This window comes from Pseudoflavonifractor phocaeensis (assembly GCF_021531375.1).
Lineage (GTDB): Bacteria > Bacillota > Clostridia > Oscillospirales > Oscillospiraceae > Lawsonibacter > Lawsonibacter phocaeensis_B.
Genome location: NZ_JADYTU010000065.1, coordinates 1 through 228, shown reverse-complemented (window position 1 = coordinate 228; position 228 = coordinate 1). Strand labels below are relative to the sequence as shown.

General features: G+C 56.6%; 1 protein-coding gene. It reads right to left on the bottom strand.

Annotation, left to right across the window (positions count from 1 at the left end; all coding sequences use genetic code 11):
• A partial coding sequence (locus I6E39_RS11030) for a hypothetical protein (RefSeq protein ID WP_235381630.1) occupies positions 1 to 228 on the bottom strand: 228 nt, incomplete at both ends.

The following is a 228-nucleotide window of genomic DNA, read 5'->3' as shown; positions in this document are numbered from 1 at the left end:
CAACTGATGGCAATCCTCTTGGCCATGACTGGAAGGATGCCGACTGCGATACCCCCAAGACCTGTGAACGCTGTGGCGCAACTGATGGCAATCCTCTTGGCCATGACTGGAAGGATGCCGACTGTGGTACTCCCAAGACCTGTGATCGCTGCGGTGCAACTGATGGTAATCCTCTGGGTCACAACTGGGTAGCCGCAGACTGCGATACCCCCAAGACCTGTGAACGCT